This is a genomic window from Curtobacterium pusillum, assembly GCF_007680845.1.
Taxonomy (GTDB): domain Bacteria; phylum Actinomycetota; class Actinomycetes; order Actinomycetales; family Microbacteriaceae; genus Curtobacterium; species Curtobacterium pusillum_B.
Window position 1 is genome coordinate 371,150 of record NZ_VEIY01000003.1, and the last position, 23,596, is coordinate 394,745.

A 23,596-nucleotide genomic window follows, 5' to 3' on the forward strand; every position below is an offset into this window, starting at 1 on the left:
CACCACCCGTACGAGCACCGACAGGGGGCTCAGATGACGGTCGAGGAACAGCACGCCGCTCCGACCGAGGAGGGCGACCGCTCGCTCTCCGTGTTCGCGCTCGCGGCGATGGTCGTCGGCTCGATGGTCGGCGCCGGGGTGTTCTCCCTCCCCCGGAACTTCGCGAGCGGCGCCGGCGTCGTCGCGACGGTCATCGCGTGGGTCGTCGCCGGCGTCGGCATGCTCATGCTCGTCTTCGTCTTCCAGGCGCTCGCCACGCACCGGCCGGACCTCGACGCCGGCATCTTCGCGTACGCCAAGGCCGGGTTCGGCAACTACGTCGGCTTCTTCTCGGCGTTCGGGTACTGGGCGAGCGCGTGCGTCGGGAACGTCACGTACTGGGTGCTCATCGGGTCGACCCTCGGTTCGGTGCTGCCCGCGTTCGGCGAGGGCGACACGCTGCTCTCGGTGCTCGTGACCTCGGTGATGCTCTGGGCGTTCCACCTGTTCGTCCTCCGTGGCACGCGCGACGCGGCGGTGCTCAACACCATCGTCACGGTCGCGAAGCTCGTCCCGATCCTGCTGTTCCTCATCGTGGGCGCGATCGTCGGCACCCACTGGGACACCTTCCGCCTCAACCTCTGGGGCGGCGCGGAACCGAGCGCCGGCGAGCTGTTCGCGCAGGTCCGTTCGACGATGCTCATCACGGTGTTCGTGTTCCTCGGCGTCGAGGGCGCCACCGTGTACTCCCGGTACGCCCGCCGCCGCGAGGACATCGGACGCGCGACGATCAGCGGGTTCCTCGGCGTCCTCGCGGTGTTCGCCCTCGTGACCCTCGTGTCGTTCGCGGCGCTCCCCGCCGAGGACCTCCGCGGACTCCGACAGCCCTCGATGGCCGGCGTCTTCGGCGAGATCGTCGGGACGTGGGGCACCGTGCTCATCAACGTCGGACTCGTGGTCTCGGTCCTCGGCGCGTACCTGGCGTGGACGCTGATGTCGAGCGAGGTCCTGTACGAGGCCGCCCGGCAGGAGGACGCGCCGCGGTTCCTCACCGTCGTGAACCGGCACGGCACCCCGTGGATGGCGCTCCTGTTCACGAGCGGCCTCATCCAGGTGTTCCTCGTCGTGACGATGTTCTCGGACGACGCGCTGACGTCCATGCTCGAGCTCTGCAGCTCCCTGTCGCTCATCCCGTACTTCCTCACCGCGCTCTACGCGGTGCAGTACGGCCTCCGGCGGTCCGAGGGTGGGCGCCTCACCCGGGGGCAGCTGACCGCCGCGGTCGTCGCGGTGGTCTACACGGTCTTCCTCGTCATCGCCGCCGGCCCGAAGTACCTGCTGCTGTCCTTCCTCATCTACGCACCCGCGACGGTGCTGTACGTCATCGCGCGACGCGAGCGGCGCCTCCAGGTCTTCACCCGACCGGAGGTCGTCCTCTGCGTCATCGCCGTCGCCGGCGCGATCGTCGCCCTCGTCGGGCTCGTCACCGGATCCATCACGCTCTAGGAGGCACCATGCCCACCGAACCGACACCTGCTCCGACGGAGTTCGGCGCCTACTCCGAGGTGGGCCGGCTCCGGAAGGTGCTCGTCTGCGAGCCCGGCCTCGCGCACCGCCGGCTGACCCCGAGCAACAACGACGCGCTGCTCTTCGACGACGTGCTCTGGGTCGAGAACGCGCAGGAGGACCACCGTGCGTTCGTCGACAGCATGCGGTCCCGGGACGTGGAGGTGTTCGAGCTCCACCAGGTCCTCGCCGAGACGCTCGCCGTCCCCGGGGCCCGCGAGTGGCTGCTCGACCGCAAGGTCACCCCGAACGAGGTCGGGCCGCTGCTCGTCGACGCGACGCTCGACCACCTCGCCGGGTACGGGGACCGGGAACTCGCCGAGGTCCTCATCGGCGGGCTCAACGTCGAGGACCTCGATCCCGGCGAGCGCCCCGACCTCCTCCGGCTCCACGGGGACTCGTCGGCTTCCGACTACCTCATGCCCCCGCTGCCGAACATGCTGTACACGCGGGACACCACGTGCTGGATCAACGGCGCGTTCACGCTCAACCCGCTGTACTGGCCCGCTCGGCACGACGAGACGCTCCTCATGCAGGCCGTGTACACGTTCCACCCGACGTTCGCCCCGGCCCTGGACCGGCTCGCGTGGGGCGATCCGCAGCAGGACTGGGGGCTCGCGACGATCGAGGGCGGCGACGTGCTACCCGTCGGCGACGGCGTGGTGCTCATCGGCATGAGCGAGCGGACGTCGAGGCAGGCGATCACGCAGGTGGCGGCGGCGCTGTTCGCCCGCGGGGAGGCCGAGCGGGTGATCGTCGCGGGCATGCCGAGGCTCCGCGCGGCGATGCACCTCGACACGGTGCTGACCTTCGCGGACCGGGACGTCGTGACGGTCTACCGGGCGATCGTGGACCACATCCACCCGTTCACGCTGCGGCCGGGGACGGGCGCCGGGTCCGTGGACGTGACCGACGAGTCGTCGTCGTTCCTCGAGGTGGTCGCGGACGCACTCGGGATCGACGCGCTCCGGGTCGTCGACACCGGCGGCGACGAGTACGCGGCCGAACGGCAGCAGTGGGACAGCGCGAACAACGTCGTCGCGGTGGAGCCGGGGGTCGTGTACGCGTACGACCGGAACACGTTGACGAACGACCTGCTCGGTGCCGCCGGGATCGAGGTGCTGACGATCCGCGGTGCGGAGCTCGGGCGCGGCCGGGGCGGTGGGCACTGCATGACCTGTCCGCTCCTCCGTGATCCGCTGCCGGCATGAGCGGGGGCGTCGGGGAGGACGGCTCGGGGACACGACCCCGCGCCGCGGCCCGTCGTCGGACACCGCGATCGTGGGCGGCGCTCGGTGCGGCCGTGGTCGTGGTCGTGGGGGTCGGCGTGCTGGCCGGGTGGGTCGGGTCGCGCGGGGCAGCGGGCGGGGGCGGCGGTGCCGTCCCGGCGGCCGGGTCCGGGGCGGGGTCGTGCGACGCGGCCGCCGTCGCGCAGAGCGTCCTGCCGAGTGTCGTGACGATCGAGGTCGGATCCGGTGACGGCGGTTCCGGCGGCGGCGGATCCGGTTCGGGCGAGGTCATCGACGCGTCCGGGATCGTCCTGACCAACGACCACGTGATCGCGTCGGGAGCGGACGGCCCGGTGACCGTCCGGCTCGACGACGGCACCGAACTCGACGCGCGGGTGATCGGCCGCGACCCACGGACAGACCTCGCCGTGCTCCGGGCCGACACCGACCGTCGGCTGCCAGCACTGGCCTGGGGCGGGTCCGACGCACTCGACGTCGGCGAGCCCGTCGTCGCGCTCGGGGCACCCCTCGGGCTGTCCGGCACGGTCACCACGGGCGTCGTGAGCGCCCTCGGCCGGGACGTCCCGGTCCCGACCGGCGACGGCAGCGGGAGCACCGTCCTCACCGGGGCGATCCAGACCGACGCCTCGATCAACCCGGGCAACTCGGGCGGGGCGCTCGTCGACTGCTCGGGACGCCTCGTCGGCATCAACACGGCCATCGCCACCGTCCCGAGCGCCACGGGGGCGAGCAGCGGCAGCGTCGGGATCGGGTTCGCGGTGCCCTCGGTCGTCGCGCGCCCGATCGCCGAGGCGTTGCGCACCGACGGCAGCGTGGCGCACCCGGTCCTCGGGGTGACCACGCTGCCGGTCGCCCTGCACCACGCCGACGGGTCCGTCGCCGTCGGGCTCCAGCTCACCGCCGTCACCGACGGCGGGCCCGCCGATGACGCCGGACTCCGCCCGGGCGACGTGCTCACCGCGGTGCGGGGCCTCGACGCCCTGCACCCCGACTCGGTCGCGTTCCTCGAGGCCACCCGGTCCGTCGGCGACGACGTCCGGGTGACGTACCTGCGCGACGGCGAGCAACACGACGCCACGATCACCCTCCGCGCCGCCCCGTCGAGCTGACGAGCACGGCCCACACCACGAACAGCACCAACAGGACGGACACGCACATGAGCACGGAAGACCCCGGACGGATCGTCGTCGGCTTCGACGGATCGGAGCCGGCGAGCGCCGCGCTCGAACGCAGTCTCACCCTCGCCGAACGACTCGGCGCACCGATCGACGTCGTCACGTCCTGGCGGTGGCCCCTGACGTGGAGCACCCTCCCGGTGGCGAACACCTGGTCACCCCTGCACGACGCCGAGGAGATCCGGCAGCACGCCACCGAGCTGCTCGAGCGCCACGGCCCGGTGGACGTGGACGTCACCACCCGGAGCGTCGAGGGCGGTGCGGCCCAGGTGCTGCTCGACGCGTCGGCGGACGCGGGCCTGCTGGTGGTCGGCAGCCGCGGCCGCGGCGGGTTCCGCGGGCTCCTCCTCGGGTCCGTCAGCGCGGCGTGCATCCAGCACGCGACCTGCCCCGTGCTCGTCGACCGCGGCGGTGCTGCGGCTGCCGGGGACACGATCGTCGTCGGGGTGGACGGCTCGCCCGAGTCCGGCAGGGCCCTCCGCTTCGCGGTCACGCTCGCCCGCCGGCTCGGGCTGCCGGTGCGGACGATCACGACGTGGCAGTGGCCGGAGGCGCTCAACCGGGACGAGGCGCCGTTCGACCACTGGTCGCCGGAGCAGGACGCCCTCGCGACGGCCTCCTCGGCGCTCGACGCGGCGGAGGACGTCATCGACGACGACGTCAGCGTCACCTCTGAGCTCGTCGAGGGCCGTCCCGCCGAGGTGCTCCTCGAGGCCAGCGACGACGCGGCGTTCCTCGTGCTCGGCAGCCGGGGGCTCGGCGGGTTCCGGGGCCTGCTCGTCGGGTCGGTCACGCAGGAGTGCGCGCAGCACGCGGCCTGCCCGGTGATCGTGCACCGGTCCTGACGCGGTCGGCCGGTAGGTTGGGCCGATGACGACGATCGACCTCAACAGCGACCTCGGCGAGGGCTTCGGCGCCTGGACCGCGGGTGACGACGAGGCGGTGCTCGACGTCGTCTCCTCCGCCAACGTCGCGTGCGGCGCCCACGCCGGCGACCCGTCGATCATGCTCGCCACCTGCCGGGCCGCCGCCGAGCGCGGCGTCGCCGTCGGGGCACACGTCGCCTACCGGGACCTCGCCGGGTTCGGCCGTCGGCCGGTGCACGTCACCCCGGACGAGCTGTACGCCGACGTCGTCCACCAGCTCGGTGCCCTCGCCGCCGCCGCCCGGGTGGCCGGCACCACGGTGACCTACGTCAAGCCGCACGGTGCGCTCTACAACACGGCCTGCGCCGACCCGGTGCAGGCCGACGTCGTGACCCGCGCGGTCGCCGACGTGGACCCGTCGCTCGCCGTCCTGGCGCTCCCGGGCTCGGAGCTCCTCGTCGCCGCCGAGCGGCACGGGCTCCGCGCCGTCGCCGAGGCCTTCGCCGACCGCGCCTACGAACCGGACGGCTCGCTCGTCCCGCGGAGCCGGCCGGGGTCCGTGCTGCACGACCCCGACACCGTCGCGGAACGCGTGCTCCGGATGGTGACCGACGGCGTCGCCACCGCGGTCGACGGGTCGGAGGTCGCTGTCCGCGCGGACTCGGTGTGCGTGCACGGCGACTCCCCCGGGGCGGTGGCGATGGCCCGCGCGATCCGTGCGCTCCTCACGCGCCACGGGGTCACGATCCGATCGTTCGCGTGAACGGCGACGGCCTCGACGTCCGCCCGGCAGGCACGTCCGCGCTCCTGGTGACCGTCGCCTCCCTCACGGAGGTCGTCGCCTTCCGCGCCGGACTGGCCGCGGCACCCGTGCCGGGCGTGACCGAGGTCGTCTCCGGCGCCCGCACCCTGCTCGTCCGCTTCGACCCGCGACGCACCGACCCCGTCCGACTCCGCAGCGCGCTCGCGGCCGTCGACCCGCGCACCGTCGGCCCCTCGAGGACGCCGCCACGGTCACGATCCCGGTCGCCTACGACGGCGAGGACCTCGACGCCGTCGCCGTCACCGTCGGGATGACCCGCCCGGAACTCGTCGCGTGGCACACCGGTCAGGTCTGGACGAGCGCGTTCTGCGGCTTCGCCCCGGGGTTCAGCTACCTCACCGGCACGGCCGAGTCGCTGGACCTCCCCCGCCGCAGCACCGCGCGCACCGCCGTCCCGGCCGGCAGCGTCGCGCTCGCCGGCGAGTTCAGCGCCGTCTACCCCGGCACCTCGCCCGGTGGCTGGCAGCTCATCGGCCGCACGGACGTCCCGATGTGGTCGCTCGACCGCGACCCACCGGCCCTCTCCCCCGCCGGTACCCGCATCCGCTTCATCGACGTCGGTGCCGCGTGAGCATGCTCACCCTCGTCGAGGTCGGCCCCGGCACGTCGGTCCAGGACCGCGGCCGCCCCGGGTTCAGCGACGCGGGTCTCGGCGCCGCCGGCGCGGCCGACCGCGGGTCCGCCGCGCTGGCGAACCGCATGGTCGGCAACCGTCCGGAGGCGGCCGTCCTGGAGGCGCTGCTCGGCTCCGTCACGCTCCGCACCGACGCGCACGTGGTCGCGGCCATCACCGGTGCGGCCTGCCCGGTCGAGGTCGAGCAGGCGGACGGGCGGGTCCGCGGCGCGGCCCCGTACGAGGTGCTCTCGCTCGCGCCCGGGGACACCCTGCGCGTCGGCACCGCCACGGCAGGGCTCCGCGCCACCCTCGCGGTCCGCGGGGGGATCGCCGTCGAGCCGGTGCTCGGCAGCCGCTCGTGGGACTCGCTGGCGCGCCTCGGTCCGCCGCCCCTGGCCGCCGGCGACGTGCTCCCGATCGGCGACGACGCCGACGCCTGGCCCGTGGTGGACGCCGTCGCGCCGCCGCTGCTTTCGAGCGCCCCGCCCGTGCTGGACGTCGTCGCCGGTCCCCGCGACGACTGGTTCACCGCGGACTGGCGCGAGGTCCTGACCGACCAGGTGCACCGGGTGACCCCGGACAGCGACCGGGTCGGCGTCCGGACCACCGCCGACCGCCCGCTCGTCCGGACGATCACGCGCGAGCTCCCGAGCGAGGGCGTCGAGACCGGCTCGCTCCAGGTCCCGCCCGAGGGGCACCCCGTGCTCTTCCTCGCCGACCACCCCGTCACCGGCGGCTACCCGGTCGTCGCGGTGCTCACCCCCGCGTCCGTCGACCGCGCGGCGCAGCTCCGCCCGGGCGACGCGGTCCGATTCCGCATCGTCGGCTGAGCCGACGCCGCGGTGGTCCGCCGGCGCCTCCGCGGGATGGGACGATGGGCGCATGACCGCCACGCTCGTCGCCAAGGGGCTCGCCGGCGGGTACGCCGCTCGCACGCTGTTCGACAACCTCGACCTCACCGTCGCCCCCGGGGACGTGATCGGCGTCGTCGGCGTGAACGGTGCGGGCAAGTCGACGCTGCTGCGCCTCCTCGCCGGGGTCGACGAGCCCCTCGCCGGCACGGTGTCCCTCGCGCCGACCGACGCCTTCGTCGGCTGGCTGCCGCAGGAGCACGAGCGGGTCGCGGGTGAGACGGTCGGCGACTACATCGGCCGTCGGACCGGGTGCGCCGAGGCGACGGCCGTGATGGACGCGGCGGCCGCGGCACTGGGTGAACCGGACGCCGGCGACGCCGCAGCGGACCGGTACTCGGTGGCTCTCGACCGGTGGCTCGCCTCGGGCGCGGCCGACCTCGACGAGCGGATCCCCGTCGTCCTCGCCGACCTCGGGCTCGTCGTGTCCGCGGGCGACGAGGGCGTGGGCCCGGACTCCCTGATGACGGCACTCTCCGGCGGGCAGGCCGCCCGCGTCGGCCTCGCCGCACTGCTGCTGTCGCGGTTCGACATCGTGCTCCTCGACGAACCCACGAACGACCTCGACCTCGACGGTCTGGACCGGCTCGAAGGGTTCGTCCGGGGCCTCCGCGGCGGCGTCGTGCTCGTCAGCCACGACCGCGAGTTCCTGGCGCGCTCGGTGACCGCCGTGCTCGAGCTCGACCTCGCCCAGTCGTCCAACCGACTGTTCGGCGGCGGCTACGACGCGTACCTCGAGGAACGCGCGATCGCCCGGCAGCACAAGCGCGACGCGTACGACGAGTACGCCGCGACGAAGGCCGACCTCGTCTCCCGTGCACGGACCCAGCGGGAGTGGTCGAGCCAGGGCGTCCGCAACGCCATGAAGAAGGCGCCGGACAACGACAAGATCCGCCGCAAGGCAGCGTCCGAGTCGAGCGAGAAGCAGGCGCAGAAGGTCCGGCAGATGGAGTCCAGGATCGCCCGGCTCGACGAGGTCGAGGAGCCGCGCAAGGAGTGGCAGCTCGAGTTCACGATCGGCATCGCCCCGCGGTCGTCCGCCGTGGTCGCGACGCTCTCCGACGCCACGTTCACCCAGGGCGACTTCACGCTCGGTCCGGTGTCCCTGCAGGTCGACGGCGGCGACCGCATCGGCATCACCGGACCGAACGGCGCCGGCAAGTCCACGCTCCTCCGGGCGCTGCTCGGCGCGCAGACTCCCACCACCGGGACGGCGTCCCTCGGGTCGAGCGTCGCGATCGGCGAGATCGACCAGGCCCGAGCCGCCTTCACGGGCGACCAGCCGCTCGCCGACGCGTTCGAGGCGATCGTCCCCGAGTACACCACCGCCGACGTCCGGACCCTGCTCGCGAAGTTCGGGCTGAAGGCGGACCAAGTCGGACGATCCGCTGGTGCACTCTCGCCCGGGGAACGCACCCGCGCCGGCCTCGCGCTCCTGCAGGCCCGCGGCGTGAACGTGCTCGTGCTCGACGAACCGACGAACCACCTCGATCTCGCCGCCATCGAACAGCTCGAGCAGGCGCTCGAGTCCTACGACGGCACGCTGCTGCTCGTCACGCACGACCGTCGGATGCTCGAGACCGTCCGGCTCGACCGGCAGTGGCGCGTCGAGGGCGGCACCGTCACCGAGCAGTAGCGGACGCGCGTAGGGTCCGACGTGGACGAGCACCGAGATCCCGGGGGACGGACGATGCGTCGGAGGACCTGGACCGCGACCGCGGTGGCAGCAGCGTGCGTCGTCGCCGTCGGCGTGGGGGTGGCCGTCACCGTCGGGAACGCACCCGACGCGCCGGACCCGACCCGCGCCTCCGCGGCCGAGCCCACGCGGACACCGACACCGACGCCGACCCCCGCAGCGGTCCCTGCGGCCCCGTCGCAGGCGACCCTCGCCCGACTCCCGCTCGCGTACCACGACGCGGTCGTGCCGCAGCTGCTCGACGGCAGTCGAGTGCACCCGCAGGACACGTGGCAGATCGCGACGCCGACGGCCCCGCTCGTGGCGCTGTACGCCAGCCCGCGGGCGGACGCCCCGCCGGTCGCGACGCTGTCGCACCTGGTCTCGACCATCGACCGGCCGGCCGCGACGGCAGTCTGGGGCCGGTCCCCCGGGGCCGACGGCGGCATGCTGCTCGTCTCGACGCCGGCGCGCAACCGGACACCCGGCGGCGTCGGGGACCAGGCGCCGAGCGCGACCTTCGCCTGGGCCCGGGCCGCCGACTTCACCGTGGCGGACGTCGACCGGGCGATCCGGGTGGACGTCGCCACGAGCACCGTGTCCGTCGTCGACCGGGCGGGCCGGACCCTGGCGTCCGAGCGGGCGCGCCTCGGGACGCCGGACGACCCGACCCCGTCGGACACGGCGACCTACGTCGAGGCCTCGTACGTCGACACGCGGGTCACGTACACCGAAGGCAACCCGATCATCCTCACCGGGGCGCACTCCCCGTCGATCCCGTCCTACGGCGGGAACGCGGCGCTGACCGCGTTCCACTACTACCCCGACCCGACGGGCAGCTCGCACGGCTGCGTCCGGATCTCCGCCGAGATGACGCGGACACTCGCCGCCCTACCGGTCGGGACGGCCATCCGGTTCGTCTAGGGCGACGCCGGCGTCAGTGGGACGAGCCCAGCGTCAGCGGGACGAGCCCTGCGTCAGTGGAACGGGCAGCCGCCCGAGCCCGACGCGCGGACGCGACCACCGGACGCGGGCTTCGTGGGGAGTCGACGGCGGTCGACCTCGAGCCCCTCGTCGAGGATGCGGACCCCGGGGTCGCTCAGTGCGGCGACCGCGGTCGCGAGGGCGGCGATCGCGACCTTCTCCCCCGGGCAGCGGTGGCCGGTGGCGACGTCGGCCCCGCCGTGCGGCACGAAGGTCCGGAGCGATTCGTAGTCGTCGACGCCGAGGAACCGGCCCGGGTCGAAGCGGTCGGCGTCCGGCCAGGAGCGGTCGTCGGTGTCGGTGCCGAGGATGTCCAGCACCACCCGTCCGCCAGCCGGCAGCCGCTCACCGTCGAGTTCGACGTCGGTCGTGGCCCAGGCGGGCAGCATCGGGACGAACGGCGCGGTCCGACGGACCTCCTGCGCGAAGGCGACCGCGGCGGGTCCGTCCGTGAGACTGCGGCGGGTACGGGTCTCCTCAGCGATGCGGGCACGCCACTCGGGGTGGTCGTGCAGCTCCTTCGCCGCGAAGGCGACGAACCGCGCGACGGCGATGGCCGGGCGGAAGCTGTTCTGCAGCTCGATGCCGGCCGTCCGCGGCGGCAGCAGGGCACCCTCGGGGTCGCGGTGCCAGGCCCACTCGTACAGCGCGGACCCTTCCGCAGGCGTGAGCCGACCGCCGCGGACGGCCTCGACCAGGCGAGCGGCGTGCCGGTCCGACCAGTGCCGGTTGCGCACCGCCGGCAGGTACTCGGGCGAGTACGGGACGCCGAACCCGTCGACCACCTGGGCCAACCGGGCCGCCCACCGCGTCTTCGCGGCCGGTGTGCCCGGGAGTCCCGCCCAGCGCATCACCGCGCGGCCGATCGCCCCGACACCCGCGTCGTACGCGCTCCGGTGGCCACCGGCGGTCCAGGCCGCGAGCTCACGGCCCCACTCCTCGGCCAGCAGCGGGGTGAGTCGTCGCACGTGCTCGTCCTCGTACGCGACGTCGACGAACGTGGCCTTGCGGTGCCGGTGCTCGGCACCGTCGAGGGAGTGCACCGACCCGACGCCGAACAGCGTGCGCTGGACGAGCGCGGGCATCGCTCCGTGCCGGGCGGTGCGGTCGCCGTCGTAGAACAGCTCGACGCCCTCGGCGCCCCGCACGAACAGCGAGGGTTTCCCGAGCAGTCGGAACGGGACGGCGCGCGCCCCGGCCCGGGTCCGGCGCCAGAGGTGCGCGCCGAACCCGTACCCACGGGTGAGCAGTGCGAGGGAGTCGTCGATCGCCATGCGGCCCATGCTGCCGACGGCCACCCGATCAGCCTCTCGGGTTGGGCTGCAGTGCGAGCCGCTCGACGACCTCGGCGCTCTCCTCGTCCGGGGTGCGGTCGGCCGCCACCGTGATGTGCACCTCGTCGTCCTCGGGCAGCTCGAGCGTCGCGAGCTGGGACGCCAGCAGGGACGCCGGCATGAAGTGCCCGGAGCGCTGTGACATGCGGTCCCCGATGAGGTCGCTCGACCCCGCTACGTGCACGAACACCACCCCGGGAGCGCGGAGGACGTCACGGTAGGAGCGCTTGAGCGCCGAGCAGGTGACGACGCCCGGCGTCCCGTCGGCGAGGTGCCCGCGGATCCAGGACGCGACGACGTCGAGCCACGGCCAGCGGTCGTCGTCGGTCAGCGGGGTGCCGGCGTGCATCTTGTCGACGTTGGACTGCGGGTGCATGGAGTCGCCCTCGGCGAAGTCCCACCCGAGCTGCTCGGCGACCATCGCGGCGACCGTGGACTTGCCGGAGCCGGAGACGCCCATCACGACGAGGACGCGGGCGTCGAGCGCGGCGTCGGTCGGAGTCGACTCGCTCAATGGATGAACACCCCCGCGAGGAGCACCCCGAGCAGGCCGAACACCGAGATGAGGCACTCGAGCACGGTCCACGTCTTGAACGTCTGCCCGACCGTCGTGCCGAGGTAGCCCTTCACCAGCCAGAAACCGGCGTCGTTCACGTGCGACAGGAACACCGAGCCGGCACCGATCGCGAGGACGAGCAGCGAGGTCATCGGCGAGGACAGGTCGTGCGCGATCGGGGCCATGATGCCCGCCGCGGTCACGGTCGCGACCGTCGCCGAGCCCGTGGCGACCCGGACGAGCGCCGACACGACCCAAGCCACGAGGAGCACCGAGATCCCGGAGTCCTTCACGGCGTCGGCGATCACCCCGCCGATCCCGGTGTCGATGAGGACCTGCTTGAAGCCACCGCCGGCACCGACGATGAGCAGGACACCCGCGACCGGCGGCAGCGCGCTCTCGAGGGACTTCGAGACGGCCGCTCGGTCCATCCCGCCGCCGATGGCGAAGAAGACCATCGCGTAGACGGCGGCGATCCCGATCGCGATCATCGGCGACCCGAGGAAGTCGAGCAAGCTGACCCACGAGCCGGCCGCGTCGGGCGCCGACGCCTCGCGGATCGCCTGGGCGAGCATGAGCACGACGGGCAGCAGGATGCCGATGAGTGCGACCGCGAAGGAGGGACTGCGCGGCTCGCTGATGACGCGTGTGAAGTCGCTCTTGCCGTGGGGCAGGGAGGCGGTGTCCTGCGTGGCGGGGACGCGCCGCGCCTCCCGTCCGCCGGAAGCGGGGTCCTCCGGACCGGAACCCGTCCCGCGCGAGCCGAACATGTCGGGTGCGGGGATGTCGACCCAGCGCGCCGCGAAGCGGGCGAAGACCGGGCCGGCGAGGACGATCACGGGGATCGCGAGCACGATGCCGAAGGCGAGGGTGGTGCCGAGGTTCGCACCGACCGTCGAGATCGCCACGAGCGGTCCGGGGTGCGGCGGGACGAAGGCGTGCATCGTCGACAGGCCGACGAGGGCCGGCACGGCGATCTTCATGATCGGGACGGTGCTCCGCTTGGCGACGAGGACGATGATCGGGATGAGGAGCACGAGGCCGACCTCGAAGAACATGGGCAGGCCGATGAGCGCGCCGATGAGGGCCATCGTCCACGGCAGAGCCGCCTTCGAGGACCGCCGGACGAGCGTGTCCACCACGCGGTCCGCGGCGCCGGAGTCGACCAGCATCTTGCCGAACATCGATCCGAGGCCGACCAGGATGCCGACGCTCGTCATCGTCGCGCCGAAGCCGTTGCCGAAGCTCGTGACCGCCTTGTCCGGCGCGAGGCCGGCACCGATGCCGACGCCGAGCGCCCCGATCGTCAGCGCGATGAACGGGTGCACCTTGAGCCAGGTGATCAGCGCGATGATCACGACGATGCCGATGACGGCCGCGATGACCAGCTGTGCGACGGGGCCGGACGGGTCGACGGTCGGGGTCGCGCCGCCGTCAGCGGCAAGGACCGAGAGCGGGTGTGCCCCGTGGGCTGTGGCCGCATGGGCCGTGGCCGGGTGGGCCGTGGCCGCGTGGGCCGTGGCCGCGTGGGCCGTGGCCGCTCCGGCCGGGAGAGCGTGAGGCATCAGGGCCCCTTCCTGGAGCCGCAACTGCGCGGCTCCGTCGCCTTGGTGTCGAGGACGGTCTGGCGCCGGAGCGTCCGACCGTCAATAATCTGATTAATCAGACTATACGACGATCCACCGCGCGGCATCCGCCTTCCGGGGCAGTCTGCCGATTCGATGGGTCCGGCGTCACGTCCCCGCGTGACACGTACTGCATGGAGGAACGATGCCGACCGGACGCGGACTGCACGCCCACGTGCTCGACACCCTCGGGCAGCGGATCGTCGACGGGCAGCTCGCCGCGGGGTCGGTGCTCCGGCCCGAGACCGCCGCCGACGAGTTCGGCGTGTCGCGGTCGGTGGTGCGCGAGGCGCTGCGGGTCCTCCAGTCGCTCGGGCTCGTCGAACCGCGGCAGCGCGTGGGGACCCAGGTGCTCGGGATCGGGTCGTGGGAGTTGCTCGCGCCGACGGTGATCCGGTGGCGGGGTGCGTCGCCGTCGTACTTCGACCAGCAGCGGGAGCTCCTCGAGCTGCGCCTCGGCGTCGAACCCGTCGCCGCGTCCCTCGCGGCAGGGACGCCCGGTGCGGAGGCCGTGCTCGCCGCCGCCTCGGACATGACCGACGCGTGCGACCGGGACGACAGCCGTGCCTACCTCGAGGCCGACGTCCGCTTCCACCGGGCGCTCCTCGAGGCGTCCGGCAACGCCGTGTTCGCGCACTTCGCCGGCACGGTCGAGGCGCTCCTCCGCACCCGGACGTCGGAGTCGCGGGACACGATCACCCGGTGGACTCGGGACGCTGCGGCTCGGCACGTGGCGGTGGGGCGGGCGCTCGTCGCGGGCGATGCCGGCGGGGCCTCGGCGTCGGCCGGCGAGTTGGTGCGGGTGACGCGCGACGAGTTCATCGCGGAGGCGCCCCGGCCCTGACGCGGGTGCGGCGCGTGCGGGTGCGGCGGGGGTCGCCCGAGCGGGCACGACACGCCACGTGGCGGTCGCCGAGCGGGCACGACACGCGGTCCGCGCGCCGCGAGCGTGACAGATCGTGCCCGCTCGCGGCGCCGCGACCCGACCGGCCGACGGACTGGAGGCGCGGTGCGGGCTGGCACCGCGCCTCCAGTCCGACCACCGGACCGACGGACCGAGCGGGCACGACACGCCGCGTGGCGGTCGCCGAGCGGGCAGGACGTGCTGCCGGGGCGCCGCGAGCGTGACGGATAATGCCCGCTCGCGGGGCCGCGCGCCGAGCGCGGCGCGCCCCCGGTCAGGCGCGGGGCTCGCGCGGGGCCCGACCCCGCGCGAAGAGGCGCGGCCCACGCAGCCGCAACCGCATCGTCACCGTGCCGAGCCACCGGTCGTACTTGTACCCGACCTTCCCCATGCGGCCGATCTCCTCGAAGCCGAGCCGCTCGTGCAGCCGGATCGACGCCTCGGCCTGGCGGTCGGCGATGACGGCGACGACCTCCCGGACGCCGGCCGCCCGGCACTCGTCGAGGAGCGCCTCCATGAGGGCCCGGCCGAGCCCCTTGCCGCCGGACGCCGCTCCGAGGTAGATCGAGTCCTCGACGACGTGGTTCGACCGGTCCCTGGGGTTCCACGCGTCCACCAGGGCGTACCCGAGGACCTGCCCGGACGGGTTCACCGCGACGAGGAACGGCAGCTTCCGCTTCCGGATGTCGTCGTAGCGGCGCTTCCAGGCGGCGAACGTGAACGCCGACGGGTCGAAGGTCACCGACGAGTTGCGGACGTAGTGCGTGTGGATCTCGCGGATGTCCGGGAGGTCCGAGGGCTCGGCCGCGCGGATCGTGTACGCGAACGCGGGCTCCGTCGGCGCGGGGGCACGCAGGTGTCGCGGCAGGACCCGCCGTCGCTGGTATTCCTCCTCGAGCACGCGTCCGAGCCTATTCGGCGGGCAGCGCCCAGTCGACCGGTTCGGCGCCCTGCGCGGCGAGCAGTCCGTTCACCTGCGAGAACGGCCGGCTGCCGAAGAACCCCCGGGACGCACTGAGCGGACTCGGGTGCGGCGAGGCGACGACCGGGGTGTCACCGAGCAGTGGGCGCACCGATGCGGCCTGCGCACCCCAGAGCACGGCGACGAGCGGGGTCTCGCGGGCGACGAGCGCACGGACGGCCTGGTCGGTGACGGCTTCCCAGCCCTTGCCGCGGTGGCTGCCGGCGGCACCGGCCTCGACGGTGAGGACGCGGTTGAGCAGCAGGACGCCCTGCGCCGACCACGCGCGGAGGTCCCCGTGCGCGGGCGGCGCGATGCCGAGGTCGGACTGGAGCTCGCGGTAGATGTTCGCGAGGCTGCGCGGGACCGGTCGGACGTGCGGGTCGACCGCGAAGGACAGGCCGATCGGGTGCCCGGGGGTCGGGTACGGGTCCTGGCCGATGACGAGCACGCGGACGTCATCGAACGGGTCGGCGAACGCCCGGAGGACGTTGTCGCCCGCGGGCAGGTAGTGCCGTCCGGCGGTGACCTCGCCGCGGAGCCAGTCGCCCATCCGGTGGACGTCGTCCTCGACCGGGGCGAGCGCCCGAGCCCATCCGGGGTCGACCAGGTCGGCGAGCGGCCGGGGCTGCACGGTGCTAGGCGCCCATCGTCGCGACGGAGACCGACTCCTCGGCGGCGACGACGCGCCAGACGCTGCCGGTGCCACGGACCTCGAGCGCGCCCTCACCGACGACGAGGGTGGTGTCCTCGTCGATCGCGAGGCCGGCGGTGACGAACTCGGCCTCGGCGCTCGCGATCAGCCGGGCGAGCGTGCCAGCCTGCACCGCGTGCACGTCGATGGTCAGGTCGACGAGACCGAGTCCTTCGCGGAGCTCGACCTCGTCCAGTCCCTCGGCGGCTTCTTCCGGGCAGATCTCGACCCCGCCGATGCGCCAACCGCCGACGAGTGCCCGGTCCGCGGCGATCATCGCGCCGGCCGAGTAGCCGAGGTACGGCAGGCCGTCCGCCACGAGCAGGCGGATCTGGTCGACGAGGGGCGCGACGGCGTCGAGGTAGTCCGGGGTGACCCCGCCGCCGACGACGAGCGCGTCGACGTCGCTGAGGACGGTCGTGCTGAAGACGTCACCGGGGCCGATCTCGGTGACGAGGACCTCGGCCTGGCGCGCACCACCGAGCACCTCGGCGATGTCGCGGGTCGAGCCGGAGAACGGCGCACCGGGAGCGTCCGCCACGCTGAGCAGCGCGATCCGCGGCACGGTCCGGCCGACGGCGGCGGAGCGTGCGGTGGCCTCGGCGAGGAAGGGCGCAGCGGCGTCCGAGGCGGCGAAGGGTCCGCCGCCGACGAGGTGGATGCTCACGACTCGGCCGTCACCGGGGCCAGGGCGCTCCACGGGAAGGTGATCCACCCGTCGACACGACGCCAGACGTGGTCGGGCTCGAGCACGGTGCCGGGCTTCGAGTAGAGGCAGGCGCTGCGGACGTCGGCCCCGGCGTTCCGGATGATGTCGACCACGAGGCGCAGCGTGCGGCCGGAGTCGGACACGTCGTCCACGACGAGCACGCGCTTGCCGGCGAGGCTCGGTGCGTCCAGCGCGGGCGAGAGGATGACGGGCTCTTCCAGGCGCTGCTCGACGTCGGTGTAGAACTCGACGTTGATCGAGCCGCACTCTTTGGTGCCGAGCGCGTAGGCCACGGCACCGGCGATGATGAGGCCGCCGCGGGCCACGGCGACGACGACCTCGGGCTCGAAGCCGGACGACAGGACGTCCTTCGCGAGCAGGCGGGCCGCGTCCCCGAACTCGAGCCACCCGAGCACCTCGGGCCCGCTCGTCACGGTCACGGTCGAGGGAGCCTGGGCGGGTGACCCGGAGTCGCTGCTGATCGGCATCCGACCACGGTACCGGCACGGACCCCGCGCCCGCGACCCGCGATCACGCCCGGGCGCGTGCAGCACGCACCCCGGACTGCCGCGCCGCCGCCGTCAGCCCCGCGGCGTCAGCGGACCGCGCGCGAGCTTGTGCTGCGCCGACTGGGCCACCGGCCGGATCGTCACGAGGTCGAGGTTGACGTGCGCCGGGAGCTCGACCGCGTGCACGATCGCCTCGGCCACGTCCTCGGCGACGAGCGGCTCGGGCACGTTGTCGTACACCGCCGCCGCCTTCTGCTCGTCCCCGCGGAACCGGGTGAGCGCGAACTCGTCGGTCTTCACCAGTCCGGGGGCGATCTCGACGACCCGGAGCGGTTCGCCGTTCAGCTCGAGCCGGAGCGCGCCGACGAGGGCGTGCTCGGCGGCCTTCGCGGCGTTGTACCCGCCGCCGTTCTCGTAGGAGACGAACCCGGCCGTCGACGTGACCGTCACGATGTCGGCGCTCCCCGCCGCACCGGCACGACGCCGCAGCGACGGCAGCAGCGCCGCGATCACGCGCTTCGTGCCGATGACGTTGACCTCGAACATGGCGCGCCAGTCCTCGACGTCCGACTCCTCCACGGTCGCCGACCCGAGCGCTCCCCCGGCGTTGTTGACCAGCACGTCGACGCCGCCGAGCTCCTCGACACGGTCGGCGATCGCCTGGACGTCCGCGGCGTCGGTGATGTCCGCCACGAGGACCGCCGCACCCGTCGACGCGGCGAGCGCCTCCAGCTTGTCCGCACGCCTGGCGACCGCGAGCACCTCCCACCCGTGGTCGCGGAACAGCCGGACGGTGGCGGCTCCGATCCCCGAGCTCGCTCCGGTGACGACTGCGCGACGAGGCGCGGCTTCGCGACGAGGTGCGGCTTCGGCACGAGATGCCATGTGGTTCCTCCAGGGATCGGACGGGATGTCCCGACAACCGTACCGATCAGGGAAGGTCACGATCAGGTAACGTGACGGGCGATGACGACGGATGCCGCCCCTCCCGCGCCCTCGGCGCCCGCCACGCAGCTCGAGCCGGGTCGTGCGAAGCGTCGTATCCCGATGTGGGACACGGCGCGGTTCCTCGCGGTCACGCTCGTGGTCATCGGGCACGCGATCCAGCGGCAGACGACGGCGAGCGAGCACGCCCTCGCGCTGTACACGTTCATCTACGCGTTCCACATGCCCGCGTTCGGTGTGATCAGCGGGTACTTCTCCTCCGCGGACACCCCGACCGCCAAGCGGATGCGCCGGACCATCACCGACATCGTGGTGCCGTACATCATCATGCAGACGATCTGGACCGTCGTGCAGGGGCTGGTCGAGGGCGGGAAGAAGTTCAACCCGACGCAGCCGACCTGGACCCTCTGGTTCCTGCTCGCGCTCGGGATCTTCCGGCTGATCCTGCCGTACCTCGCGCAGCTGCGGTGGCCGTTGTTCTGGGCGGTCGTGTTCAGCATCGGTGTCGGCTACTTCGACAACGTCGACTCCACGCTCTCCCTGTCGCGGGCGATCAGCCTGCTGCCGTTCTTCCTCGTCGGCTGGCAGGTCAAGCAGTGGGGCCTCTTCGACCGATGGTACGAGGCACCACGGCGCCTGGTCGTCCGGGTGCGCATCGCGGCGGGGGCCGTCTTCGCGGCGTGGGCGGTGGCGTGCGCCATCTGGATCCCGCAGTTCAAGGAGTTCGACCTGCACCACTGGTTCTTCTACGACGACTCGTACTCCGGGCTCGGCGAGGACGCGTGGTGGGCGGGTGCCGTCCGGTTCGGACTGATGCTCTTCGCGGCGCTGCTGACGGCGTGCTTCCTGCTCCTCGTCCCCCGGCGGACGGTCTGGATCACCCGGTTCGGAGCGGCGACGATGTACGTCTACCTGCTGCACACGTTCCTGCTCTACCCGATCCGCGAGTCCGGGGTCCTCGCCGGGCCGCACTCCGCCTGGCCGTACGTGCTCCTCATGGTCGCGATCGCCTGCGCCGTGAGCCTGTTCCTGGCGCAGCCGTTCGTCCGGCGCGGGATGCACTGGCTGCTCGAACCGAACGTCGGCTGGCTGTTCCGCCGCGACCCGGCCTAGCGGCCCGACCCAGGAGGCGCGGCTCGTCCCCGGCGCCCGCGTTACGTCCCGAGGCGGGTGCGCTGGTCCCGACGCGCCCACCTGCGTACCGTGACGATCGACGCACAGCCGCGCCGCGCCTCCTGGGCGAAGCGCTGGACGACCCGACGACCCGACGCCCACCACCGGACAGGAGCACGACATGACCGAGAACGACGCAGCCGCCTGGCGGTTCGAGACCACGCAGGTCCACGCCGGCGCGCAGCCCGACCCGACCACCGGAGCCCGGGCCACGCCGATCTACAAGACGACGTCGTACGTCTTCGCGAACTCCGACGAGGCGCGCGACCTGTTCGCCCTCGCCAAGCCGGGCAACATCTACTCGCGCATCATGAACCCGACGAACGACGTCGTCGAGCAGCGGATCGCCGCGCTCGAGGGGGGCAGCGCCGCGCTCCTCGTCGCGAGCGGCCAGGCCGCTGAGACCTACGCGGTGCTCAACATCGCGGGCGCCGGGGACCACATCGTCTCGTCGTCGTCGATCTACGGCGGCACGTACAACTTGTTCAAGTACACGCTCGCGAAGCTCGGCATCGAGACGACCTTCGTCGAGGACCAGGACGACCTCGAGGAGTGGCGCCGCGCGATCCGCCCGAACACGAAGCTGTTCTTCGCGGAGACGATCGGCAACCCGAAGATCAACGTCCTCGACATCGCCGGCGTCAGCGACGTCGCGCACGAGGCGGGCGTCCCGCTCATCGTGGACAACACGATCGCGACGCCGTACCTCATCCGTCCGTTCGAGCACGGAGCGGACATCGTCGTGCACTCGGCGACGAAGTTCCTCGGCGGCCACGGCACGGTCATCGGCGGCATCATCGTCGACTCGGGCAAGTTCGCCTGGTCGCAGCACCCGGACAAGTTCCCGGAGTTCAACACCCCGGACCCCTCGTACCACGGGGCCGTCTTCGCCGAGGCGGTCGGCAACGAGCTCGCCTACATCGTCAAGGCGCGGGTGCAGCTGCTCCGCGACCTCGGTGCGTCGAACTCGGCGGACACGGCGTTCGCGCTCCTGCAGGGCATCGAGACGCTGTCCCTCCGCATCGAACGGCACGTGTCGAACGCGCAGGAGATCGCCGAGTGGCTCGACCGTCACCCCGACGTGGCGACGGTCGCCTACGCGGGGCTGCCGACCTCGCCGTGGTACGCCGCGGCGAACAAGTACGCGCCGAAGGGCGTCGGGGCGGTGCTGTCGTTCGAGCTCAAGGGCGGGGTGCCGGCCGGCAAGGCGTTCGTGGACAACCTGCAGCTGTTCTCGCACCTGGCGAACATCGGTGACGTGCGGTCGCTCGTGATCCACCCCGCATCGACCACGCACTCGCAGCTCACGCCCGAGCAGCAGCTGACGACCGGGGTCACGCCGGGGCTGGTGCGCCTGTCGGTGGGGATCGAGAACATCGAGGACCTGAAGGCCGACCTCGAGGCCGGGCTCGCCGCGGCGCGTGCGGTGTCGCAGGAGGGCCTGCGCGCGTAGGGGCCGCGCGGCGCCCGGGTGGGCGCTCGGCGTGTGCATGGTCCGACGTCCCACGTGTCGATCGACACGAGGGACGTCGCACGTCGCGAACGCATCCGGTGCGTGCACATGGTGCGACACCGCACTCGTCGAACGACGCGCACGATGTCGATGACCGCGCGCTCGCGCCGAGCCGACCACGCGCCGTGGACCCGCGCCACGCCGGACGTGACGTAACACGGCGGCCCCGCGCCGCGCCTCCCGGCAGACTGGACCAGATGGACTGGCAGACGACCCCCGAGGACTCCGTGCCGTCCACCCTCGTGCCCGGAACCGAACTCGGCACGCTCGGCAAGCCCCCGGTGACCGGGGCCTGGCGCCCGGGCGACCATCCCGGTGCCCGGCACTTCGAGGCCCTCGGCGAGCAGTGGGTCCGCGGCGGGCGGATCCCGGCGGTCCGTGTCGCCTACGAGACCTGGGGGACGCTGTCGCCGGAGCGCGACAACGCCGTCCTGGTCTTCCACGCGCTCACCGGCGACTCCCACGTCGCTGGCCTGCCCGGACCGGGCCACCGGACCGCCGGCTGGTGGGGCGACGTCGTCGGTCCGGGTCGCGCGATCGACACGGACCGCTGGTTCGTCGTCGCGCCGAACATGCTCGGCGGCTGCCAGGGCACGACCGGGCCGTCGTCCGTCGCTCCCGACGGGGTGGAGTGGGGGTCCCGGTTCCCGTTCGTGACCGTCCGCGACCAGGTCGCGGTGCAGGCGCAGCTCGCCGACCGCCTCGGGATCGACGTGTTCGCGGCCGTCGTCGGCGGCTCGATGGGCGGGATGCACGCGCTCGAGTTCGCGATCGCGCACCCGTCGCGGGTGCAGCGGTTGGCGGTGCTCGCCTCGACGGCACAGACCACGGCGGACCAGATCGCCGCGAACTCCCTGCAGCGCGCGGCCATCCAGATGGACCCCGCGTTCGCCGGCGGCGACTACTACGAGGCCGACGCCGGCGAGGGGCCGCACCGCGGGCTCGCGCTCGCACGGCGGATGGCACTGATGACCTACCGGGCGTCGGACGAGCTGAACGGCCGGTTCGCCCGGTCGTGGCAGAGTGACGTGTCCCCCCTCGGCGACGACGGACGGTTCTCGGTCGAGAGCTACCTCGACTTCCACGGCAACAAGTTCACCAGGCGGTTCGACGCGAGCTCCTACGTCACGCTGACGCACGCGATGGACTCGCACGACGTCGGTGCCGGGCGGGGCGGGGTCGCGGCGGCGCTCGGGCAGGTGACGGCGCGGACGCTCGTGGTCGGGGTGTCCAGCGACCGGCTGTTCCCGATCGAGGACCAGCACCGCATCGCCGCGGGGATCCCGGACACCCTCGACGGGGACCGCGCCGCGGTGATCGAGAGCGAGTTCGGCCACGACGGGTTCCTCATCGAGCACGAGGCGGTCGGGGCGCACCTCGGCCGACTGCTCGGTGCGGCTGTCCCGACCGCGTGACGGTGCGCTCGCTCGTCCGCGGGACGCGCGGCCGCGAGACGGCGTGAGCGCGCGACCGCGCGACCGCGCGACCGACCGCGTGACCGCGCGCTCGTCCGCGGGACGCGCCCGGTGACGATCCCGGGCCCATCCGACACGACCGGGCGCGCCGAACACCCCCCAACGGGTGTCGCGCGTGGAATGATGGCGTGGAGCCCGGACTGAACGAGGCTCGGTTTCCCAGACCACATCGTCACCAACCAGGACATCGATGGACTTCATCGCACAGGAACGCGACCGGCTGCTCCGGTCGACTACCCGTGTCGTGGGCATCGTCTGCGCACTGGTCTCGGTGATCGCCATCATCTGCGCGCTCGCCGTCCCGGTCACCCCGCTGATCGGCGGCCTGGCGTGCATCGCGGTCATGATCGGCGGGTTCCTGGCCTTCGGGTGGAACGGCTCGGTCTGGTGGACGGCACTCATCCTGGTCTCGGGGCTCGGCGCGCTCGCGCTCCTGCTCCTCGGCGCCGACGAGGCTGTCCGGCCGATCATCGCCAGCGCCGTGGTCCCCCTCGCCGCGGGGAGCATCTCCGCACCGCTGATGGCGCAGCGTGGTCACCCTGTCGGACTCGGGCTCACCATCGCCGCGGGCGCGTTCGTCGTCGTCGCGATCGTCTGGGCGAGCGGCAGCATCCTCGCCGCCCCGGTCACCGGCGCGCTGCTCGGCTGGGTCCTCATCGCGGTCGTGACGATCTGGATCTCCCGGAGCATCCCGCGGGTCGCGCGCCGGATCTACAGCATCGGCACCGCACACCGCGCCGAACGCCAGGCCAGCGAGACCGAAGCGCAGCGTCGCCAGGGCGCACGGCTCCTCCACGACACCGTGCTCGCCACCCTGACGCTGCTGGCACACTCCGGCGTCGGCGTCTCCGAGCAGGCGATGCGGGAGCAGGCCGCCGAGGACGCCCGACTCCTCCGCCACCTCCGCCTCGGCGCGACCCCGCAGCCGCAGCAGTCCGGCGACTACTCCCTCACCCGGGAGGAGGAGTCGCCGCTCGGCCAGACCCTCGAGTCCGTCAAGCAGCGCTTCGGCCGCATGGGCCTCGAGGTCAGCTGGCACGGCACCGGCCAGGTCCTGCTGCCGACGCACGTGCTCGACGCCTTCCTCCTCGCGCTCGGCGAGTGCCTCGAGAACGTGCGGCGCCACGCCGGCGTCGGCGAGGCGCACGTGACGATCGTGCACGACAACGAGATGGTCCGCGCCATGGTCACCGACTCGGGTGTCGGCTTCGACCTCACCCACGTCAGCGCCGAACGGCTCGGCTTCAAGGAGAGCGTCGTGAACCGTCTCCGCGAGGTCGGCGGCGACGCCAAGCTCTTCTCGGCGCCGGGGTCCGGCACCACGGTCGTGCTGGAGGCACCGCGATGACGCTG

At 73.2% G+C, this 23,596-nt stretch carries 23 protein-coding genes; 15 read left to right on the plus strand and 8 right to left on the minus strand.

Annotated elements, in window-relative coordinates:
* Positions 1 to 33 precede the first annotated feature (33 nt).
* The 10 genes from FS825_RS09355 to FS825_RS09395 are packed head-to-tail and all read left to right on the plus strand — an operon-like array spanning position 34 to position 9,785.
* Positions 34 to 1,485, plus strand: coding sequence for a basic amino acid/polyamine antiporter (locus tag FS825_RS09355; RefSeq protein WP_144712253.1), 1,452 nt, complete (start codon positions 34 to 36; stop codon positions 1,483 to 1,485).
* 8 nt (positions 1,486 to 1,493) lie between these two features.
* Entirely contained in the window at positions 1,494 to 2,756 is a 1,263-nt protein-coding gene (locus tag FS825_RS09360; RefSeq protein WP_144712255.1) for an arginine deiminase, read from the plus strand.
* Complete coding sequence (locus FS825_RS09365) at positions 2,753 to 3,904, plus strand: S1C family serine protease (RefSeq protein WP_144712257.1); 1,152 nt, start codon at positions 2,753 to 2,755, stop codon at positions 3,902 to 3,904. Before FS825_RS09360 ends, FS825_RS09365 begins: the two co-directional genes overlap by 4 nt.
* Positions 3,905 to 3,951: 47 nt before the next feature.
* Positions 3,952 to 4,815 (plus strand): universal stress protein, encoded by an 864-nt coding sequence (locus tag FS825_RS09370; protein WP_144712259.1) that lies wholly within the window; start codon positions 3,952 to 3,954, stop codon positions 4,813 to 4,815.
* 25 nt (positions 4,816 to 4,840) lie between these two features.
* Positions 4,841 to 5,599, plus strand: coding sequence for a LamB/YcsF family protein (locus FS825_RS09375; protein WP_144712261.1), 759 nt, complete (start codon positions 4,841 to 4,843; stop codon positions 5,597 to 5,599).
* The gene (locus tag FS825_RS18925) at positions 5,596 to 5,913 is read left to right on the plus strand and encodes a carboxyltransferase domain-containing protein (protein ID WP_260981102.1); all 318 of its coding nucleotides are present in this window, start codon (positions 5,596 to 5,598) and stop codon (positions 5,911 to 5,913) included. Before FS825_RS09375 ends, FS825_RS18925 begins: the two co-directional genes overlap by 4 nt.
* The gene (locus tag FS825_RS18930) at positions 5,856 to 6,230 is read left to right on the plus strand and encodes a 5-oxoprolinase subunit B family protein (protein WP_260981115.1); all 375 of its coding nucleotides are present in this window, start codon (positions 5,856 to 5,858) and stop codon (positions 6,228 to 6,230) included. The genes FS825_RS18925 and FS825_RS18930 overlap by 58 nt, the downstream gene beginning before the upstream one ends.
* 2 nt (positions 6,231 to 6,232) lie before the next feature.
* Entirely contained in the window at positions 6,233 to 7,105 is an 873-nt protein-coding gene (locus FS825_RS09385) for a 5-oxoprolinase subunit C family protein (RefSeq protein ID WP_186377177.1), read from the plus strand.
* 52 nt (positions 7,106 to 7,157) lie between these two features.
* Positions 7,158 to 8,822, plus strand: coding sequence for an ABC-F family ATP-binding cassette domain-containing protein (locus FS825_RS09390; RefSeq protein WP_144712265.1), 1,665 nt, complete (start codon positions 7,158 to 7,160; stop codon positions 8,820 to 8,822).
* 21 nt (positions 8,823 to 8,843) lie between these two features.
* Entirely contained in the window at positions 8,844 to 9,785 is a 942-nt protein-coding gene (locus tag FS825_RS09395; protein ID WP_144712267.1) for a L,D-transpeptidase, read from the plus strand.
* Positions 9,786 to 9,838: 53 nt separating this feature from the next.
* On the opposite strand, the gene FS825_RS09400 is transcribed toward FS825_RS09395, so the two are convergent.
* Genes FS825_RS09400 through FS825_RS09410 form a run of 3 tightly spaced genes read right to left on the minus strand, consistent with a single transcriptional unit; the run spans position 9,839 to position 13,300 of the window.
* The gene (locus tag FS825_RS09400) at positions 9,839 to 11,128 is read right to left on the minus strand and encodes a cytochrome P450 (protein ID WP_144712558.1); all 1,290 of its coding nucleotides are present in this window, start codon (positions 11,126 to 11,128) and stop codon (positions 9,839 to 9,841) included.
* 19 nt (positions 11,129 to 11,147) lie between these two features.
* Complete coding sequence (locus FS825_RS09405) at positions 11,148 to 11,639, minus strand: gluconokinase (RefSeq protein ID WP_144712556.1); 492 nt, start codon at positions 11,637 to 11,639, stop codon at positions 11,148 to 11,150.
* A gap of 50 nt (positions 11,640 to 11,689) precedes the next feature.
* Positions 11,690 to 13,300 (minus strand): GntP family permease, encoded by a 1,611-nt coding sequence (locus FS825_RS09410; protein WP_260981104.1) that lies wholly within the window; start codon positions 13,298 to 13,300, stop codon positions 11,690 to 11,692.
* Between the two features lie 205 nt (positions 13,301 to 13,505).
* Here FS825_RS09410 and FS825_RS09415 point away from each other — a divergent pair, with 205 nt between their 5' ends.
* Positions 13,506 to 14,204: a FadR/GntR family transcriptional regulator gene (locus FS825_RS09415; RefSeq protein ID WP_144712269.1), complete on the plus strand. Its 699-nt coding sequence runs from the start codon at positions 13,506 to 13,508 to the stop codon at positions 14,202 to 14,204.
* Between the two features lie 334 nt (positions 14,205 to 14,538).
* Here the strand turns inward: FS825_RS09415 and FS825_RS09420 are convergent, their stop codons facing one another.
* The 5 genes from FS825_RS09420 to FS825_RS09440 form a co-directional block, all read right to left on the minus strand.
* Positions 14,539 to 15,165, minus strand: coding sequence for a GNAT family N-acetyltransferase (locus FS825_RS09420; RefSeq protein ID WP_144712271.1), 627 nt, complete (start codon positions 15,163 to 15,165; stop codon positions 14,539 to 14,541).
* A gap of 10 nt (positions 15,166 to 15,175) precedes the next feature.
* Positions 15,176 to 15,859 carry a uracil-DNA glycosylase gene (locus FS825_RS09425; protein ID WP_144712273.1) on the minus strand — a complete coding sequence of 228 codons (684 nt, stop codon included), beginning with the start codon at positions 15,857 to 15,859 and terminating at the stop codon, positions 15,176 to 15,178.
* 4 nt (positions 15,860 to 15,863) lie between these two features.
* Entirely contained in the window at positions 15,864 to 16,586 is a 723-nt protein-coding gene (locus tag FS825_RS09430) for a Type 1 glutamine amidotransferase-like domain-containing protein (RefSeq protein WP_144712275.1), read from the minus strand.
* Positions 16,583 to 17,116, minus strand: a complete 534-nt coding sequence (locus FS825_RS09435; RefSeq protein WP_186377158.1) for a phosphoribosyltransferase — start codon at positions 17,114 to 17,116, stop codon at positions 16,583 to 16,585. Before FS825_RS09435 ends, FS825_RS09430 begins: the two co-directional genes overlap by 4 nt.
* 93 nt (positions 17,117 to 17,209) lie before the next feature.
* Entirely contained in the window at positions 17,210 to 18,022 is an 813-nt protein-coding gene (locus tag FS825_RS09440; protein ID WP_144712277.1) for an SDR family oxidoreductase, read from the minus strand.
* A gap of 81 nt (positions 18,023 to 18,103) precedes the next feature.
* Here FS825_RS09440 and FS825_RS09445 point away from each other — a divergent pair, with 81 nt between their 5' ends.
* The 4 genes from FS825_RS09445 (at position 18,104) to FS825_RS09460 (ending at position 23,591) form a co-directional block, all read left to right on the plus strand.
* Positions 18,104 to 19,195: an acyltransferase family protein gene (locus FS825_RS09445; RefSeq protein WP_144712279.1), complete on the plus strand. Its 1,092-nt coding sequence runs from the start codon at positions 18,104 to 18,106 to the stop codon at positions 19,193 to 19,195.
* Between the two features lie 181 nt (positions 19,196 to 19,376).
* Complete coding sequence (locus tag FS825_RS09450) at positions 19,377 to 20,708, plus strand: bifunctional o-acetylhomoserine/o-acetylserine sulfhydrylase (RefSeq protein WP_144712281.1); 1,332 nt, start codon at positions 19,377 to 19,379, stop codon at positions 20,706 to 20,708.
* A 257-nt stretch (positions 20,709 to 20,965) separates the two neighbouring features.
* Positions 20,966 to 22,183, plus strand: a complete 1,218-nt coding sequence (gene metX / locus FS825_RS09455) for a homoserine O-acetyltransferase MetX (RefSeq protein ID WP_144712283.1) — start codon at positions 20,966 to 20,968, stop codon at positions 22,181 to 22,183.
* 250 nt (positions 22,184 to 22,433) lie between these two features.
* Positions 22,434 to 23,591 (plus strand): sensor histidine kinase, encoded by a 1,158-nt coding sequence (locus tag FS825_RS09460; RefSeq protein ID WP_144712285.1) that lies wholly within the window; start codon positions 22,434 to 22,436, stop codon positions 23,589 to 23,591.
* The last annotated feature ends 5 nt before the right edge of the window (positions 23,592 to 23,596 follow it).

Excerpts from the sequence above, each read along its gene's own strand:
- FS825_RS09355 (WP_144712253.1), top strand. The coding sequence starts at position 34 with ATGACGGTCGAGGAACAGCACGCCGCTCCGACCGAGGAGGGCGACCGC.
- FS825_RS09360 (WP_144712255.1), top strand. The coding sequence starts at position 1,494 with ATGCCCACCGAACCGACACCTGCTCCGACGGAGTTCGGCGCCTACTCC.
- FS825_RS09365 (WP_144712257.1), top strand. The coding sequence starts at position 2,753 with ATGAGCGGGGGCGTCGGGGAGGACGGCTCGGGGACACGACCCCGCGCC.
- FS825_RS09370 (WP_144712259.1), top strand. The coding sequence starts at position 3,952 with ATGAGCACGGAAGACCCCGGACGGATCGTCGTCGGCTTCGACGGATCG.
- FS825_RS09375 (WP_144712261.1), top strand. The coding sequence starts at position 4,841 with ATGACGACGATCGACCTCAACAGCGACCTCGGCGAGGGCTTCGGCGCC.
- FS825_RS09385 (WP_186377177.1), top strand. The coding sequence starts at position 6,233 with ATGCTCACCCTCGTCGAGGTCGGCCCCGGCACGTCGGTCCAGGACCGC.
- FS825_RS09390 (WP_144712265.1), top strand. The coding sequence starts at position 7,158 with ATGACCGCCACGCTCGTCGCCAAGGGGCTCGCCGGCGGGTACGCCGCT.
- FS825_RS09400 (WP_144712558.1), bottom strand. The coding sequence starts at position 11,128 with ATGGGCCGCATGGCGATCGACGACTCCCTCGCACTGCTCACCCGTGGG.
- FS825_RS09405 (WP_144712556.1), bottom strand. The coding sequence starts at position 11,639 with ATGGGCGTCTCCGGCTCCGGCAAGTCCACGGTCGCCGCGATGGTCGCC.
- FS825_RS09410 (WP_260981104.1), bottom strand. The coding sequence starts at position 13,300 with ATGCCTCACGCTCTCCCGGCCGGAGCGGCCACGGCCCACGCGGCCACG.
- FS825_RS09415 (WP_144712269.1), top strand. The coding sequence starts at position 13,506 with ATGCCGACCGGACGCGGACTGCACGCCCACGTGCTCGACACCCTCGGG.
- FS825_RS09435 (WP_186377158.1), bottom strand. The coding sequence starts at position 17,116 with ATGCCGATCAGCAGCGACTCCGGGTCACCCGCCCAGGCTCCCTCGACC.
- FS825_RS09440 (WP_144712277.1), bottom strand. The coding sequence starts at position 18,022 with ATGGCATCTCGTGCCGAAGCCGCACCTCGTCGCGAAGCCGCGCCTCGT.
- FS825_RS09445 (WP_144712279.1), top strand. The coding sequence starts at position 18,104 with ATGACGACGGATGCCGCCCCTCCCGCGCCCTCGGCGCCCGCCACGCAG.
- FS825_RS09450 (WP_144712281.1), top strand. The coding sequence starts at position 19,377 with ATGACCGAGAACGACGCAGCCGCCTGGCGGTTCGAGACCACGCAGGTC.
- metX (WP_144712283.1), top strand. The coding sequence starts at position 20,966 with ATGGACTGGCAGACGACCCCCGAGGACTCCGTGCCGTCCACCCTCGTG.
- FS825_RS09460 (WP_144712285.1), top strand. The coding sequence starts at position 22,434 with ATGGACTTCATCGCACAGGAACGCGACCGGCTGCTCCGGTCGACTACC.